General features: G+C 27.2%; 14 protein-coding genes and 1 pseudogene. 1 reads left to right on the top strand and 14 read right to left on the bottom strand.

What is annotated here, in order from left to right; translation table 4 throughout:
• From rplV to whiA, 8 genes and pseudogenes are all read right to left on the bottom strand, one after another.
• Positions 1 to 342 carry a 50S ribosomal protein L22 gene (gene rplV / locus GE118_RS02715; protein ID WP_158763912.1) on the bottom strand — a complete coding sequence of 114 codons (342 nt, stop codon included), beginning with the start codon at positions 340 to 342 and terminating at the stop codon, positions 1 to 3.
• Positions 342 to 620: a 30S ribosomal protein S19 gene (rpsS, locus tag GE118_RS02710; RefSeq protein ID WP_158763911.1), complete on the bottom strand. Its 279-nt coding sequence runs from the start codon at positions 618 to 620 to the stop codon at positions 342 to 344. The genes rplV and rpsS overlap by 1 nt, the downstream gene beginning before the upstream one ends.
• Positions 620 to 1,465, bottom strand: coding sequence for a 50S ribosomal protein L2 (rplB, locus tag GE118_RS02705; protein WP_158763910.1), 846 nt, complete (start codon positions 1,463 to 1,465; stop codon positions 620 to 622). The genes rpsS and rplB overlap by 1 nt, the downstream gene beginning before the upstream one ends.
• Before the next feature lie 137 nt (positions 1,466 to 1,602).
• The gene (gene rplW / locus GE118_RS02700) at positions 1,603 to 2,073 is read right to left on the bottom strand and encodes a 50S ribosomal protein L23 (RefSeq protein ID WP_158763909.1); all 471 of its coding nucleotides are present in this window, start codon (positions 2,071 to 2,073) and stop codon (positions 1,603 to 1,605) included.
• Positions 2,073 to 2,720, bottom strand: coding sequence for a 50S ribosomal protein L4 (gene rplD, locus GE118_RS02695; protein ID WP_158763908.1), 648 nt, complete (start codon positions 2,718 to 2,720; stop codon positions 2,073 to 2,075). Before rplD ends, rplW begins: the two co-directional genes overlap by 1 nt.
• A 176-nt stretch (positions 2,721 to 2,896) precedes the next feature.
• A pseudogene (rplC, locus tag GE118_RS02690) lies at positions 2,897 to 3,520 on the bottom strand (50S ribosomal protein L3); the annotation flags it as partial.
• A gap of 26 nt (positions 3,521 to 3,546) precedes the next feature.
• Entirely contained in the window at positions 3,547 to 3,855 is a 309-nt protein-coding gene (gene rpsJ, locus GE118_RS02685) for a 30S ribosomal protein S10 (protein WP_158763906.1), read from the bottom strand.
• Positions 3,856 to 4,064: 209 nt separating this feature from the next.
• A complete protein-coding gene (whiA, locus tag GE118_RS02680) occupies positions 4,065 to 4,937 on the bottom strand; it encodes a DNA-binding protein WhiA (protein WP_158763905.1) in 873 nt (290 codons plus the stop codon).
• 303 nt (positions 4,938 to 5,240) lie between these two features.
• Here whiA and GE118_RS02675 point away from each other — a divergent pair, with 303 nt between their 5' ends.
• Complete coding sequence (locus GE118_RS02675) at positions 5,241 to 6,731, top strand: hypothetical protein (protein WP_158763904.1); 1,491 nt, start codon at positions 5,241 to 5,243, stop codon at positions 6,729 to 6,731.
• Between the two features lie 93 nt (positions 6,732 to 6,824).
• Here the strand turns inward: GE118_RS02675 and GE118_RS02670 are convergent, their stop codons facing one another.
• From GE118_RS02670 to GE118_RS02645, 6 genes are all read right to left on the bottom strand, one after another.
• Positions 6,825 to 8,246: an APC family permease gene (locus GE118_RS02670; RefSeq protein WP_158763903.1), complete on the bottom strand. Its 1,422-nt coding sequence runs from the start codon at positions 8,244 to 8,246 to the stop codon at positions 6,825 to 6,827.
• Entirely contained in the window at positions 8,246 to 10,852 is a 2,607-nt protein-coding gene (lon, locus tag GE118_RS02665) for an endopeptidase La (RefSeq protein WP_158763902.1), read from the bottom strand. The genes GE118_RS02670 and lon overlap by 1 nt, the downstream gene beginning before the upstream one ends.
• A gap of 8 nt (positions 10,853 to 10,860) precedes the next feature.
• Complete coding sequence (locus tag GE118_RS02660) at positions 10,861 to 13,185, bottom strand: class I tRNA ligase family protein (protein WP_158763901.1); 2,325 nt, start codon at positions 13,183 to 13,185, stop codon at positions 10,861 to 10,863.
• 8 nt (positions 13,186 to 13,193) lie between these two features.
• Positions 13,194 to 13,877: an MPN527 family putative ECF transporter permease subunit gene (locus GE118_RS02655; protein WP_158763900.1), complete on the bottom strand. Its 684-nt coding sequence runs from the start codon at positions 13,875 to 13,877 to the stop codon at positions 13,194 to 13,196.
• Complete coding sequence (gene upp / locus GE118_RS02650; protein ID WP_158763899.1) at positions 13,877 to 14,503, bottom strand: uracil phosphoribosyltransferase; 627 nt, start codon at positions 14,501 to 14,503, stop codon at positions 13,877 to 13,879. Before upp ends, GE118_RS02655 begins: the two co-directional genes overlap by 1 nt.
• A 111-nt stretch (positions 14,504 to 14,614) precedes the next feature.
• Entirely contained in the window at positions 14,615 to 17,551 is a 2,937-nt protein-coding gene (locus GE118_RS02645) for a hypothetical protein (RefSeq protein WP_158763898.1), read from the bottom strand.
• Between the last annotated feature and the right edge of the window lie 51 nt (positions 17,552 to 17,602).

Genomic DNA, 17,602 nt, shown 5'->3' with positions numbered 1-17,602 from the left:
TTAATTTCTCTCCTCTAAAACAATTGATAAATTTGATGTACGTTTTAAGATAGAATATGCTCTACCTTGGCTTCTTGGTTGGAATCTTTTAAGAGTTGGACCTTCATTTACATAAACTTCTTTAACAAATAATTTTGATGCTTCCATTCCGTGATTATTTGTAGCATTTGCAATTGCAGAATTTAATAATTTGATAAAAATAGGAGCAGATTTTTTAGATGTATTGTGTAAGATACCCAATGCCACAACAACATCTTTTGATCTGAATAAGTTAGCTACAAGTTTAGCTTTTTTAACGCTAACTCTTTGTAATTTAACGCTTGCTTTTGCTTGATTTGCCATTATTTCTTCTTACCTTTATCTGCACCATGACCTGAGAATGTTCTTGTAGGTGCAAATTCTCCTAATTTGTGTCCAACCATATCATCTGTTACATAAACTTCGATGAATTGTTTTCCGTTGTGTACTGCAAATGTTAATCCAACAAAACTTGGGAAGATTGTTGAACGTCTTGATCAAGTTTTGATTGGTTTTTTAGGTTTTTTACCTTCGATAATAGCATCTACTTTTTTAAGTAAATGATCATCAGCGAATGGACCTTTTTTAAGACTACGTGCCATTATTTAGCATCCTTTCTTCTTCTGATAATAAGTTTATTTGAAGATTTCTTAGTTTTTCTTGTTTTAACACCAAGAGCTTTTTTACCTCATGGAGTAAGAGGAGCTTTTCTACCAACAGGTTGTTTCCCTTCCCCTCCACCATGTGGGTGGTCTACTGGGTTCATTACAGAACCTCTAACTGTAGGTCTAATACCTTTATGTCTGTTAATTCCAGCTTTTCCAACATTAACAAGTAAATGTTCTTCGTTTCCAACAATACCAATTGTTGCACGACAACGAGCTAAAATTCTACGTGTTTCACCTGATTTAAGTCTTAAAACAACGTATTTACCGTCATCGTCTTTCCCAAGAATTTGTGCAGATGTACCAGCACTACGTGCAATAATACCTCCACCTCCTGGTTGCATTTCAATATTATGTACAAATGTTCCTTCTGGAATATTTGAAAGTGGTAATGCATTACCCACAATAATGTCAACATTTGTTCCTGAAACAACTGTTTGACCTAATTTAATACCTTTTGGAGCTAAAATGTATCTTTTTTCTCCGTCTGCATAAGCTAATAAACAAATATTTGCTGATCTGTTTGGATCATATTCAATTGTTTTAACAAGTGCAGGGATATTATCTTTATTACGTTTAAAGTCTACTAGTCTGTAGAATCTTTTTACACGTCCCCCGTGATGTCTAACTGTAATCTTACCTTGGTTATTACGACCTGCGTGATTTTTTAAATTCACTAAAAGTGATTTTGTAGGTGCATGACCTGATAAGTTGTGTCTGTAATCAAGAGAAGACATGTTTCTACGACCATTTGTAGTTGGCTTATAATGTTTAATTGCCATTTGTCTTTTCTCCTTTGCTTAAAAATAGTTGCGGATCTGTCTTTTAAGCAACCTATGTTCCGCTAATTTCATAATTTATAAATAGTGTATAGTGTATTTTAGTGTATTTTAACAACGAAAGTTCATCGGAGTTCTTATTATTCTCCACCAACTTTACGTTTTGGAGCAGTTTGTGCTTTGGTAGTTTTTGCTACTTTAGTAGCTGTTTGTTTTTTAGCAGCTAATTTTTGTGCTACTCTTTTTTCAACTTCTGCAGCTTTAGCTGCTTTAGCTTCTTTTTCAACTTTAACTTCTTGTGCTTTTAATTCATCATTTGATTCTTCATCTTCTGGTAAGTAGTTAAGGTTTTGACCTTCTTTTAATCACACCATAGCTTTTTTGTAACGGTTGGTAAATCCATGGAAACGCCCTACATTCTTAGGTTTTTTATCAACCTTAATTACATTAACTTTAGCTACTTTAACTTGGAAAATAGTTTCAACAGCTTCTTTAATTTGGAATTTGTTAGCGTGAAAATCTACTTTGAAAACAAAAACTTGATTTTGTTCTTTTAAGATGTTTGATTTTTCAGTTAAAACTGGAGATTTAATAACATTTGTTAATTCCATTATTTAATTCTCCCTTCTAATAATTTTAAACTTTCGTTTGAGATGATCATTACATCAGCTCCAACTAATTGTTCAACACTTAATGAGTTAGCTTTAACTGTTGCAACGTTTTGTAAGTTTCTAGCTGACTTAAATACATTTAAGTCTTCTGTAACTACTAATACACGTTTTAATTCATTAACTTTTAATTCAGTTAATAATGCAACAAGTTTTTTAGTTGAAATTTCTGAAAGAGTTAAGTCATTTACTGCTACTGCTTTATCTTCAGCTAACATTGTTAATGCTGAAACAAAAGCTGCATATTTAACTTTTTTGTTAACTTTTAATGAGTAGTTTCTTTCTGATTGAGGTCCAAATGCTCTACCACCACCAACGAATACTGGTGTTCTAAGTGAGCTAGTTCTTGCACGTCCTGTACCTTTTTGTCTTCAAGGTTTTTTACCACTACCGCTTACTTCAGCACGGTTTTTAACTTGGTGAGTACCTTGTCTTCTTGAAGCTCTTTCTGAAAGAATAGTGTCAAAAATAGCTTGTTGGTAAATTTTTTCGCTAGCAAAAAGTTCTTTAGGTAGATCTGCAGAAAATTCTACTTTATTAGCAACTTTAGCACTAACAACATTTACTTTTTTATCATTTGTTTGAGCCATGACTATTTATTCCCTTCTTCATTTGCTTCAGCTTCTTCGATTAAAGCTTTAAGTTCACTTGAGTGCATCCCTACTTTAACTTCAATATTGAATTTTTTAGCTTTTTCAACTAATTCATTCATTAAAACTACTTCTTGTACGTCAACTAATTTAACTGCTTCACGATTTGGAAGTCCTTTAACAGCTTCTTTAACTGTTACAAAAGATTTTTTAGGTCCTGGAATTGAACCTTTAATAAGAATAAGATTGTTTTCTACATCAACTTTAACAACTTCAAGGTTTTGAACTGTTGTTTTCACATGTCCTAAGTGTCCAGGCATTGTCATACCTTTAACAACTTTGTTTCCTGAAATATCCCCTAATGATCCGGTTTGACGAACAGGTTGAGAACCTCCCCCTCCACCGTGAGATTTAGGACCAATGTGTTGATTGTGTCTTTTAATTGTTCCAGCAAAACCTTTTCCTTTTGATGTTCCTGTAACATCAACAAGTTCTCCTGATGCAAAAATGTCAGCTTTAATTTCTTGCCCTAATTCATAACCTGACATATTACGAATTTCTTTTACGTAGCGCTTAGGTGTTGTATTAGCTTTAGCAAAGTGACCAGCTTCTGGTTTGTTTGAACGACTTGCTTTTTTATCAAAAACTGCAAGTTGTGTAGCAACATAACCATTTTTGTCGCTTGTTAAAACCTTAGATACAACATTTGGTTGTACTTCTATTACAGTAACAGCGATTCTTTCACCGCTTTCACCATAAACTTGAGTCATACCAACTTTACGTCCTAAGATTCCTTTCATATTAACTCCTTGGTATTATATAAATACTATTTTTTAATTTTAACTTGAATGTCCACACCAAATGGCAATTCAAGTCTTTGAATTTTATCTTTGATTTCAGCAGATGGATTGGTAATTACAACTAATCTTTGGTGTGTTCTGCTTTCAAATTGTTCACGACTTTTTTTGTTAACGTGAACTGATCTTAGAATAGTTACTTCATCTCTAATTGTAGGTAAAGGAATAGGTCCTGATACTTTAGCGTTTGCTGATTTAGCAGCTAAAAAGATTTTTTTAGCTGCTTCATCTACTAAAGCATGATCAAATCCTTTAACTTTGATGTTCATTTTATTCATAAGTTTGTTGTCTCCTTTGTTCTATTATACGAACATAACTCCCTATAAAAACCTAAAACATCCTCAACAACACATGGTGTTTTAGCAACCTTATAGATCATCGTTATAGTTGCTTTTAAATTATAGAGTAAAAAAATAAAAGCGAAAACACTTTTTTGGGTATTTTTGCTTTTATTTTTTTAAACAACGTTATTTGGTGTATCATTCAGTTAATTTTGCTCTTTTTTATGGTTTTCTACAATTTGATTTAGTTTTCTTAATCAATGATTTAAACCACTTTTTGAAACAAAAATATTATGTTCTTGTTCTAAGATTAAACAAATTTCATTCAACGAAGCTCATTTTTTTTCGCTTTTAATTCTTAAAAAAACTAATTGATTTTCATTAAATAAATCTAACAGATTATGTTCAAAAACATAATCTATATTTTGATTATGTTTGATTGAGCTTTTAGCAATTTTTTGTAAATTACTAAAATCAATATTATTGATTCGATTTGAAACATTTTCAAAATCACGTTTAATTTTTAAATTTTGCAATTTAAATCATGATTTTTTAGCTCCTATAGCAGAAAGAAAATCTAATAGTTTATCAAGTTTTTTAATATATAAGATATGTTTATTTTTACGACTAAGGTACATAAAGTTAAATTCATAATAATTTAACTTATCCATTATTTTCATTATTTTATTATAATCATGCGAACTTATTTCTAAATGGTAAGAAGTTGTATCATGAACAGAGATATTACCACTACCACAAAAAACTCCAGCAAAAAAGAAAGTTAAACGATCTTTAAAAACAATTTCATTTTTAACTTTAAAATCTTTTTTATCAATTAAAAATTTAGTTTTCCATTTTTTTTGAGTGAAAAATGGAATATTAGATTTTTCCATTCGAATTAATATTTTTTCTAAAATAAAACTATTTTTGATTTTAAGTTCATAAAAAGTTGGATATTCTACAGCGTTAGCATAAATTAATCCATTAATAAAAGCGATGATGTCATCTTTGTTTTTTAAATTGTTTAAAACCTCTTTTTTTACTTCTCATGAAAAAGAACTTTTGTTAGTTTGTTTCATAGTTTTATTATTATACTAGCATTTATAGACTATTAAAAATAACTTTTGTGTAATTGTACCAAATTCTGGGTTTTCTAAAAGTTTTATTTTTGCTAAAAAAATAGCTTTATATCACACTTTTTCCACAAAATAACTATCATATTACTCTAGAGTTTTATATAAATATAATATAATTATTAAGTAGGAAAAAAAGGAGAATTATAATGATTAAATAAAAGATGGAATGAAATTTGCAATTTTGCAAATAATTATTAACTCAAAATTCAAAACAAATAAAATAAACAAATATATAAAGGAAAAAATATGAAATTAAACAAAATGCTTTTATTTGCTACTGGCGGAATTTCAACTTCACTTGTAGCATCAATGGTAGCTTGTAATGCTACAACAAATAATCCAAAAATGGATCAATATCAAGCAACACAAACTGATTTAGCAGTTAAAAAACGTGCAGCAAATAACTTAGGAACCTTAATGGGGCCTTTTAGATTAATTGTTAGAGGAACTTATGCTTTAAATGATGGTTTATTTGCTAAAAGATATACTAAATTAGCAGGAAGTGATTCAACTAAAACTCAAGCAGTAGAAAAATTTAAAACTCAATGGATGGCTGCAGTTGCTAAAACTGTTGGATTATTCAAAAATGATCCAAAAGGTGTTGAATACTTTGTAAGCAATGGTTTAGCAAGTTCTGAAGAATATTCAAATAAAAAAGCTATGTTCTTAGAAAAAGCTAAAAAAATTATGGACACAGTAGTAGAAGCTGCAACAGCATTAGGAGTAGAAGGAACTTATTCAAGCAATTATTTAGATAATCTTAGCGATGTAACACCATTAGTTAACTTAATCAAAAATATGCAAAATACTCCATTATATCAAGGAGATAATTGAGTACCTGCAGGAGCAAGTGTTAATGATTTAGCTAGATTTTTAGAATCTCAAACTCAAGAAGTTGTTAATCCAGCATTTCCAGAGGATAATAGCAAAAAACTTCCTAGTGGTAATTTCTCTACTAGCTTAGCAAAAATTGAAAGTGCTAGTGAATTTACTAAGGTTGCTTTAATTGCAATTTCAGTATTAACTCAAAGAATGGTTACATTATTTGATGGAGCTATTAATGCAGCTAAAATTGCTGAAGGTAAAATTTCATTAAAAGAACAACAAGATTGATTTAATAATATTAATATTAAATCAAATATGACTCCTAGAGGTAATGCAGTTAAAGAATTATTAGCTAACTACACACCTTATGTTAAAGATATGATAGCTAAATTAAGTGAATTATTTGCACCTGAAGGTAAAGGAACAATGTTGGTTAATGAATTAAAATCAGCTAATTCATCAAATGAAGCTAAAACTAAATTATTAAACCAACTAACTTTATTAAGTAATATAGTAACCGCAGCACCTCAAGGTCAATCAAGAGTATTATTAGCTAATGCTTATGATACTTTATTAAATTTCTTTAGTCAAAATGATCAATCAATTGATTTTAGTGTTTTAACTAAAGATTTAGAATCATTTAAATCTTGATATGCAAAAATTGGTTATTCATGAAACTTTGCACTTCAAACATTATTTAGATTAAATGATTGAGCTAATGGAACTAAAGACTTTGATAATTTATTAACTCAAGCACAATTAGCAGATAATGCAAATGCTATGGCAGTATTAAACGCTATTAAAGAAGTAGATCAACATAATCCAACAAATAATAGATTTGTCTTTAACCAAAAAGTAAGATGATTAACATCATTACAACAAGAAATTTTAGCTAAAGAAGGACTTAAATAAAATTTAAAATACAGACCTAAAAGGTCTGTATTTTTTTGTTGCTTTAAAATAAATTAAAACAGCAATAAATATTGCTGTTTTAATGATTAAGTTTTAATTATTTTTAATATATTGTTCTTTATTTTTGATTTTATTATTAGCAAAATAAATAATTATTCCTATTAAAATAAATACTAAGTATGATCCTAAAACAACTCATTGTTTAGGATCAAATTGAATATTTGGATAAATTGGTTTTCAAATAATCGGGAATAAGAAAGATATTAATAAAAATATAATTAAACCCATTACAAAAATATAATATATCTTCTCTCATAATGGTATTTTAGTAATAACTTTTTTCTTTTCTAAAGCAAAAGCTACATATAAAGTTAATAAATCTTCAATTAATAAAGCTACTCCTGAAGAAATAATTACTGTATCAAAGAAATTATTTTGCTCACTAGGATTAGAATAAATCACTAATGGAATAGTTCAAAAAACTATCATAGTAACTAAAGTAGCAATTGAAGTAAATCATATAGCATTTTTAAATTCACCATTTTTACTTTTTTTAGCTAAAATAGCAAAAATATGACCATCTTTAGCTAATGGTGCAAGCTTTCTAGCAGTAGCTACACTAATTGTAATTTTGGAACTTATTTCATTTGAAATAAATCCAAAAAGGAATAATACTGTACCAACTACTGCTCCTAGAGTTTTGTAAACATAAACCAATCCTTTATCTTGGATTAGTTTAATATCTAACCCTAAAAGCAAACTAAACACTATAAGATAAAAACCTAAAACACTAAAGAATGAAACAAATAAAATCTTTCTAAAGTTTTTAAATTTAACATCTTTAACCATAGCAGCAACATCTTCAGTCCCACCAAAAGCATAAATAAACAATAAACTATTAGCAAATAATAGCTGTGCATCAATCTTTTTATGATTCATTATATTTTGATCATATTGTTGATGGGTAGTTACTTCATAAAGTAAAATGAAGATCCCAATTAATAAAACAAATCATTTAATAGTTGAAACAGATCAAATAATTCGTTTATTAACTTTTAAACCTATAGTTGAAAGCAATATTAAAACAATAAAAAAGATTAAAGCTCCAACTCTTGTTATTCATAAAAATAAGGTGTAATTAGGCTGATTTGGATCTAATAAACCTGTAATTACATTAGCTAAAAACAATGGTGAAACTGATGAAATAATTGGATTTTGAATAAATTGATTTCATCCTACAAAAAAAGCAAAGAATTTTGTTTTTTTTGATTGACCATAGCTTTCATTAAAGTGCTTAGCAAAAGCATAAGATCCACCATAGTGCTCTTTAAAAGCGTTGCTTAATCTTGAGAATACTAAGGATACCCCAAATACAGCCATTCCTGCAATTAGAATAATTAAATAACCTCATAATCCAAATCCAGCAACTGTAGAAATAGTGGTTAAAAATCCTAAACCAACTATAAAGTTAATTGTAAAGAAAGTAAATGAACGTTGTGTAAAGTGTTTTGACATTAATTTTCTTTAAATTCAATTATTGTTTTTGGTTCTTTTTGTTCAAAAATAACATCATATATTTCATCATAACATTTAACTGGAATATATTTGATAGTTGATTTGATTTCATTTGGAATGTCTTTTAAGTTTTTAATATTACCTTCTGGAATAAAGACATATTCAATCCCTTTTTGACTTGCTGCAAATGATTTTTCTTTTAATCCACCAATTTCTAAAACTTTACCTCTAAGAGTAATTTCTCCAGTCATACCAATTTTATGCGATACAACTCTTTGACTTAAAGCTGAAATTAAAGCTGTTGTAAATGTAACACCAGCACTAGGTCCATCTTTTGGTACTGCACCTTCAGGAACGTGAATATGAATAGTATTTTTCTCAAAATCAAAATCACTAATTCCAAATTTTTCAGCATTAGATCTAACATAAGATAAAGCAATTTGAGCAGATTCTTGCATAACTTCTTTTAACGAACCTGTAAGTTTAATTTCAGGTTTACCTTTAAAAGTATTAACTTCTATTTGTAAGGTGCTTCCTCCAACAGAAGTAAAAGCTAGTCCATTAACAATTCCTGGAATATCGATATCTTCTTCTAGTTCATCTTTAAATGTTTCAGTTCCTAAAAGTTCTTCAATATTTTCTTGAGTAATCACAAATTGTTTAATAGAGCTATCTTCCATAGTTTTTAAAACTATTTTTCTAGCAATCTTATCAAAAATACGTTTTAACCCTCTAACTCCTGCTTCTTTTGTATAGTGTTTAATAATATAAGCAATAGTTTCATCATCAATTTGGAAAAATTCTTTGTCTAAATATGATTGTAAAATAACTTTTGGAATTAAATGAGTTTTAGCAATATTGATTTTTTCAGTTAAAGTGTATGAGCTTAATTGAATAATTTCAACTCTATCTAATAATGGAGCTGGAATATTTTCATAATAATTAGCTGTAGCAATAAAAATAACTTTAGATAAATCATATTCATGCTCTAAATAATGATCTTGGAATTTGCTATTTTGCTCAGGATCTAATACCTCTAACATTGCTGAAGCTGGATCACCTTTAGTGTTTGAAGCCATTTTATCAATTTCATCTAATAGAATAACAGGGTTAGATACTCCTGCACGTTTGATCCCTTTAACAATTTTTCCAGGCATAGCTCCTACATAAGTTCTTCTATGTCCTCTAATTTCTGATTCATCATGTACTCCTCCAAGAGATACTTTGATGAATTTACGATTTAAAGCTTCTGCGATCGCTTTAGATAAAGAAGTTTTACCAGTTCCTGGAGGACCTACTAAAGTAATAATTGGTACATTATTGTAAGTGTTTTTATTTTCTTCTTTAAATAAAGAAAGATCAATTTCGTGTTTTGCATCAATTGGAAGTTTATTATCTTTATCTTTATCAGCTTGTTTTGCTTTAATAATTAAAGCAATATACTCAATAATTCTTTGTTTAACTTCATCAATACCATAGTGATATTTGTCTAATGTGCTACGAACTTTATCAATATCTAAGTATTCAACTTCAGTTTTTCTTCAAGGAAGTTGTTTTAATAAGCTAACATAAGTTTTAACAATATTAGCTTCAGGAGAAGCTTGCATCATTTCACTTGCACGCTTAGATTCGACTTTGATTAATTTTTGTACTGATTTGGGATAGATTTTGTTCAATACATCATCACGAATAATTTTTGAATATTGATCTTCATCATCAACATCAACATTCATTGATTTTAAACTATCAGAAATAGCTTTCATTTTTTCACGTAAAATGAATTCTTTTTGTTGTTCATTTAATCTTGTGTTAATTTTATCTTTGATTTCGGTTTCTATTTCTAAAAATTGATTTAAAACATTACTGATGTTATATGTTGCATTAGTTAAATTATCGATACTAAAGTCAAAAAATACTCTTTCTCTATCAGGATAAATTCTTTGATTAAAAAAGTTTAAAACACTAGCAAAATAAACTGCTTGAAATTCTTGATGATTATTAGTTCTTAATTTATGTTCATAAGTATCAATAATTGCACCAATCCCTTTATAACTAATTGCACGATATTGATCAATAGCTTCATCGTATAATGAACTAATAGTATCATCACGTTCAATTGTATCTAAAGTAGCTTTAAGAATTTTATGGAAAGTATCTAAATCCAAACTTGAAAGTACTTCACGATAAAACTCAGTAGAATTTTGTTGAAATTTATCAGCTTTAAAAACCACAAATTCATCATATTCTTTAGCTTTTTGAGCAGTTGGATTACGATCAGTGTGATTTTCACTTTCTTCAAGTTCTACAAAACCTAAAGATTTATAAGTAAATAATCATTTTTTAGCAGATTTAGAATCACTTGTATCTAATGCTTCAAGTGATAAAGGTTGTACATAAGCAGCTTTATGAAGATATCTGCCATCATTTTCAAGATAGACAATGATCATTCTTGCTTCTTCCATTTGAGTTTGAGTAATTTTTTTAATTAACTCAGGTTGATCAAGAATAATCATATGATACCCTAAAGGTAAAGCACATTCTTTTGCAGGTACTGCTATGTAGCGGAATTTAATTTTTTTAGTTTTAGTTGGTTTGGTTTGACTCATATCTCTCCTTATTTAATTACGATATTTATTATTTTATTCGGTACAAAAATTTCTTTTACAATTTGCTTATCTTCAATTCATTTAACTACAGCTATTTTAGCTTGATCTAAAATAGATTGTTTATCTAAGTTTTTATCAACAGTTAATTCCGCTCTAAATTTACCATTAACTGAAATAGGATAAGTAACTGTATCTTGCACTAGTGCTTGCTCATCAATTTTAAAATCAGTTAAGTTTTTTAACCCAAAGTATTGATTTGAAATTTCTCAAGCAAAGTGTGGAATAAAAGGTTCTAAAATATTAAGCATTACATAAAACATTTCAGTAATCAATGTTTTATTAGTTATATTATCATAAGCGTTTAAAGTTTCCATTGTTCAAGAAATTAAAGTATTAAATGAATATCCATTTTGTCTATTTTCAAATACTTCAATTTGCTTTTTCATTCCTAAATATAATTTATATCTAGCATTTTTTTCTTCTTGAGTTAATGTTGAATGATCAATATTTAAATAATTACTATTAACATCAATTTCACTTACTAAATCATTTAAACGATTAATAAATTTAAAGCACCCATTAACTCCCGCATCACTTCATTCAAGTTCTTTTTGAGGTGGAGCTGCAAAAAGAATAAATAATCTAGTAGTATCTGCACCATATTTAGCAATCATATCTCCAGGTTCTACAGTATTACCTTTAGATTTAGACATCTTAGCACCATCTTTTAATACCATTCCTTGAGTTAATAAGTTATTAAAAGGTTCTCTAAATGAAACAAGATTTAAATCTGCAAGAGCTTTAGTGAAAAATCTAGCATATAACAAGTGTAAAATAGCATGCTCTATTCCACCAATATATTCATCAACACTTGATCAGTATTCTAAAGCTTTTGGATCAAAAATCATTTGATCTCTAAGTTCCATAGCTGTTGAATAACGCAAGAAGTATCAACTAGATTCAAAGAAGGTATCTAAAGTATCAGTTTCTCTAAAAGCAGGTTTATTACATTTTGGACATTTAGCTTGTTTTCATTCTTGGTTTGTATCTAAAGGATTTCCTTGACCAGTAAATTCAACTTTAAATGGTAAAGTAATAGGTAAATTTGAAACTTTTTCAGCTACTGTACCACAATTTGCACAATTAATTAAAGGAATTGGTGTTCCTCAATATCTTTGACGAGAAATACCTCAATCTCTAAGATTGTATTTAGTTTCTTTAACTAAATTATTGATTAATGTTTGATCTAATTCAACTGCATTATTAACTAAATTATTAACTTGAAGGAAATTAAAATGAGTTTTATTTTCTTCTGAAACTATTGTAATAAGTTTATTAGGATTATGTGAAGCAAAATCAGTAATAATAACTGGAATTTCTAAGTCATTAACTTTAGCTACAAAAGGTGTAGGTAAATAAATTTTATGACTAAAATCTTTATTGGTAAAGTGTTTATTAATATCATCAATTAAAGTTAATTGCTCATTAGAAAAATAATTTAATTCTTTTAATTGTTCAACTAAAGGATGTTTATTTGATAAAGCAATGTAGTTAATTTTAGCTAAGTATTTACTATTTGCTTCATAAACTGATAATTTAGTAGATAAGTTATATTTATTATCAATTAAATCAAATTCTAAAACAAACTCTTGTTCTCTACCAATTCAGTTTTTTTGCATAGTTAAAACTTGACTAGGTCAATGGTTTTCTAAAAGTTTTAAATCATCAACTAATTCATTAGCATATTCAGTAATTTTTAAATAATAAGTGTCCATTTCTTTTTGAATAATTTCATTATCACATCTTCAGCACTTATTATCAACAACTTGCTCATTAGCTAAAACTGTATTATCTAATTCACACCAATTTAATAAACTTTTTTTCTTATAAATTAAACCTTTTTCTCATAGTTTAATGAATAAAAATTGTTCTCATTTAGAATAATTTTCATCTGCAGTGATACATTCATAATCTCAAGCAAATGAAATACCTAATTTTTGAATTTCTTTATCCATTTTTTGAATATTTTGATAAGTTCAAGTTCTTGGATGAATTTGGTGTTTAATTGCAGCGTTTTCTGCAGGAAGCCCAAAGGCATCTCAACCAAATGGGTGAAATACATTAAAACCTTTACGTCTATAGTATCTAGCTAAAGCATCACCAATTGAATAATTTCTAACATGACCCATATGTAAATTACCACTTGGATAAGGGAACATACTTAAAATATATTTTTTAGGTAAAGAATAATCATTTTTTGGTTCAAAGTATCCTGATTCTAATCATTCATTTTGTCATTTTTGATCAATAGTTGCAAAGTTAAATTTACTCATTTTTCTCCTTAGTATTTATTATGGCAATTTGGTACCATACGTGATAGAAATTTAGTTTTATAATCTAGAAAAATAATAATTGAAATTAAAACTAAATTAATTGTTAAGTTAATTAAATTAAAACTAATATAAAACACATAAGATCCTAAATAATAGTTTTTAATCCCAAAAAACAAAGGAAAAGCATTATAAGCTTTTATTGTTTCGCTTAAGCTTAAGTTTTGAATCGCACCTAATGCTCCATAGTACAAGGTATTAAAATAAAATGTGTTTAAGGTTGATATAAGAATAGTTGTTGCCAACATTGTTAGAATAAGACTTATTACAAACATTATTCCATTATATTTATTAGTTGCTTTATTTAAAAGATAATGTATCAATATAAAAATAAAAATAAAAAAGAGTTGTACTAAAAATAAAATAAATCCACCTAAATAATTAATGACCAATCACCCAGGGTGCATTAGTGGTGCAATCGCAAATCTTGCAACAGTTAAAATAATTGAGTATTTGAACCCAACTAAATATAAACTTAATAAGATAAAAACTAATGATATTTCAATATTTAAAAATCCAAAAATGGTTAAAAATCTTGAAATAAAACTAGATAATAAAATTAAAGCTAATAAAATAGCACTAAAACTAATTTTAAAAACTTCACTAGTTCTGTTTTTAAAAACCAATGGTTTCATTATTTAGTACCAAAAATTCTATCTCCTGCATCCCCTAATCCAGGTTCAATATAACCTTTAGAGTTTAATTTTTCATCTTTAGAAGCAAGGAAAATTTGAAAATCTTGTCCAAATTTTTCTTCAACTTTTTTAATTCCTTGATCTACTCCAACTAAGCAAACAAGAATAATGTTAGTAAATCCATCATCTTTTAATTCTTGAATAGCATCAGCAGCTGAATTACCTGTTGCTAACATTGGATCAACTACAATAACTAAACTATTTTTGTCTACTTCTGGCATTTTATAATAATAAGGAACTGGAATTAATGTTTCTTCATTTCTATACATTCCAATATGACCAACTCTAGCTTGAGGAACTAGGTTTAAAATTCCTTCAGTCATTCCTAAACCAGCTCTTAAAATTGGAACTAAAATAATTTCTTTGTTAAAATCTGCACCAACAAATTCCTGTTCTAATGGTGTAGTTATAGTAATGTCTTTGGTTTTGTAATCTCTTAAAATTTCATAAACCATTAAAGAAGCAATTTCATTTAAATTGTTCTTAAAAGCAAGGTGATTAGTATTTTTATCACGCATTTTAGTAAGTTTGATATCAATAAGTGGGTGATTAATAATTTTTAGCATAAAAACTCCTAATGTATTAAAATATTTGTTATATTATACCTTTTTAAATCTATAAACTTATTTTTTTTAACACTTCAAAAAAGCAACTATGGTAATAGTTGCTTTTGATTTTTATGATTCATTAATATTTGTAAAAGGTTTATGATTATTATTTATTTTTCACATCATATCTTGAATTGAAATACGATATCTATTTCTAGTTGTAGCTACATTATCATGACCTTCATCTTCAATAAATACTGCACCATAAAAAGCTATATTGTGGTTATCCATTGAATTTAATAAATGTCCAAATCCATCAGCATCAATTCCACCATTGTTTTTATAATCATTTCTTTCACCTAAGATCTTAGTCATAAAAATATTAGAAATAAAATCTGCAGTTACTCCGATAGAACTAGGAGCAAAAATTGGTTGATTATATGAACCATAGTAATTTTCATTATATAAATAACCTAACTCATCAGCTACTTTTTTAGTAGATGTTGAATATGAATGACCAGTACTTAATACTTTCTTAGATTCTTCATCACCTTCACCAACTTTAATTTTGTCTTTAATATAAATACCTCTAGTATATCCAAGTAAGTTTTGAATTACTAAAGCACCTTTTTGATCGTTGGTTAATGATTTACTTAAATCAATTAAAATTGGTAATTTTAAAATTCCTCTAAATTTATTTAATTTAGCAATTTGAGATTCTGTATAAGCATCATTGAATTTAATTAATGCCATTAATGAAGCAGTATCGTTAGTATCATAGTCAATATGAGCAAGCTTATTAGCATCATATTCACCTTTACCTTTATCTACTTCTTGTTTAATTAATGCTTTATATTTCTCAATTGTTGGACCTCATTCATTTTTAGCTGCAAGAGCTTCATTATATGAAGGGTTAGAATCTGTAGCTGGGAAATATTCACCAAATGATCAATTTTTAATTGAGTTAGCAAATACTTCAAAAATGTGATCATTTGCTGCTTTTTGGTCATTACCAAAATTAAAACTAGCATATGGATATTGATATGTTTCTAGTTCTTTATTTGCTTCTTCTCTTATTTCTTTAAATTTATTAGTTTCAGCTAAATTATCATCTACAGATTTTTTTAAACCATTATAAGTATTTGTATTAGCTAATATAAGTGTATTAAATACAGGATTTAATGAGCCTAAAGCACTAGCGGGTAAATTTTTATATGGAGCAATTTGAGTTTCTAATGTATTTTTTGCTGTTTGAATTGATGTTTTGATTTCGGTATTGATAATCAAATCATCTAATTGGTCATATTTATTAATAAATTCTTTTAATTTATTAAATTGTTCACTAGGATCAGCAAAAGATAATATGTTATCTCAATTTGCACCTGGTACAAAATTAGCTGTAGCTTTTAAAGAAGTTAATGAATTATTTAATTTTCTATTTCATTCATCTTTCTTAGATGAATATAAATTTTTATTATTTTTAACTTCTTCTAATAATGCTAAAAATGTATCATAAGTGTTTTGTCTTCCGTTGAATGCATAAGGAGCTAAAGATTTAATTTTCTTTAATTTTGTATCAGCTTCTTCTAATTGTGAAAGTAGTTGATTATATTCATTATCATTAGCTTGGTTTGCTGTTTCATCAGTTGAAGCGTTTGATTGATTTTCATCATTATTGCTTTGATCTTGATTTGATGTATCTTTATTAGCACTATCTGAATTGCTATCAGGTGTATTATTTGCATCAACATTATTATTTATATCTGTTGAAGGTTGAGATTGATGATCATCAACATCTTTTTTATCATTATCTGCATTATCAGCAGAATTATCTACTTGATTATTATTTGTATTAGAATCATTGGTATTAAGTGTTTGATCTTTATTGTTTTGATTATCATTAGTTGATTGATCATTGTTTGATTCTATACCATTTTGATTCGCATTAGATTCTTGATCTTTATTATCTACAGCAGAATCATTGGTATTAGGTGTTTGATCATTATTATTTGATTGATTATCTTTATTTTCAGTAGTGTTTTGATCTATAGTTTCTGTTTCTTTTTGGTCATCTGTTGGATTTGATTCCTGATCTTTATCATTTTCTTTTTCATTGTCTAAGTTATTTTGATTTGATTCAGTAGTTGAATTATTATCTAAACCATTGTTATTATCTTTATCGCTATTAGTATTATTTGTTGAATCAGTATCAGAATTTGTTTCTTTTTGAACTTCTTTAACTTCTTTTTTAAATAAATTACTGCTTAAATATTTAGTTTGAACACTAGATAATTCATTAGTATCAATTTTTCTAACTTGATAAGTAATAACAAAATTGTTAACATTTTTAACAACTGATAAATTAGCTATTTCAAAATTAGGTTGAATTACATTAAAAATAACATCTTGATTAACAGCGTCTTTAAATGTAGTATTTAAAATATTTTTATAACTAGGTTGTATTTGACTTAGAATTTGACTAAAATCATATGCAAAATTATCTTTGTTAAATTGTTTAGTTAAAACTGATGAATATTCATTTTTAGCTGTATCTAAAATTTGATAACTAATTGAAAATCCTAAATGATTTTTAGTTATCACAACATTAACCACTTCAAATCTAGGATCATTTAAACTAATTTGTAAATTATTTGTTTTAGCATCGTTAAAACTTATATTTTTACTATTTTTATAGTCTAAGCTAATTTCATTTGATAATGGTTGTAATCTAGCATCTATTTGATTTTGTTCTAATTGTTTAATTGAAATATTTTGTTCTGATGATTCTTTAATTTTGTTTAAAACATCATCAAAATCATTCATTATATTTGTATTTTTATTTTTTGATAATTTAGTTCTTGCGTTAATTAATTCTTGTTCTAAATATTTTGCATATTCAGGTTCGTTATTATTTTTATAAATTTGAACTAATCCTTGTATTGAATTTAAAAATACTTTTTGTTCTTTGGTTTTATTATCTAAATTAGTTTCATTGATGCAACTAGTTGCAACAAGAGGAATAATAGGACTAGTTAAAGATAAAAGTAATCATTTTTTTAATTTCATTTTATACTCCTTTATATTAAAAAAATTGAATGTCTTACATTCAATTTTATA

Source organism: Mycoplasma sp. NEAQ87857 (assembly GCF_009792315.1).
GTDB lineage: Bacteria > Bacillota_I > Bacilli_A > Mycoplasmatales > Metamycoplasmataceae > Mycoplasmopsis.
The sequence above is the reverse complement of the archived record's forward strand: the minus strand, read 5'-3'. Positions and strand labels throughout refer to the sequence as shown.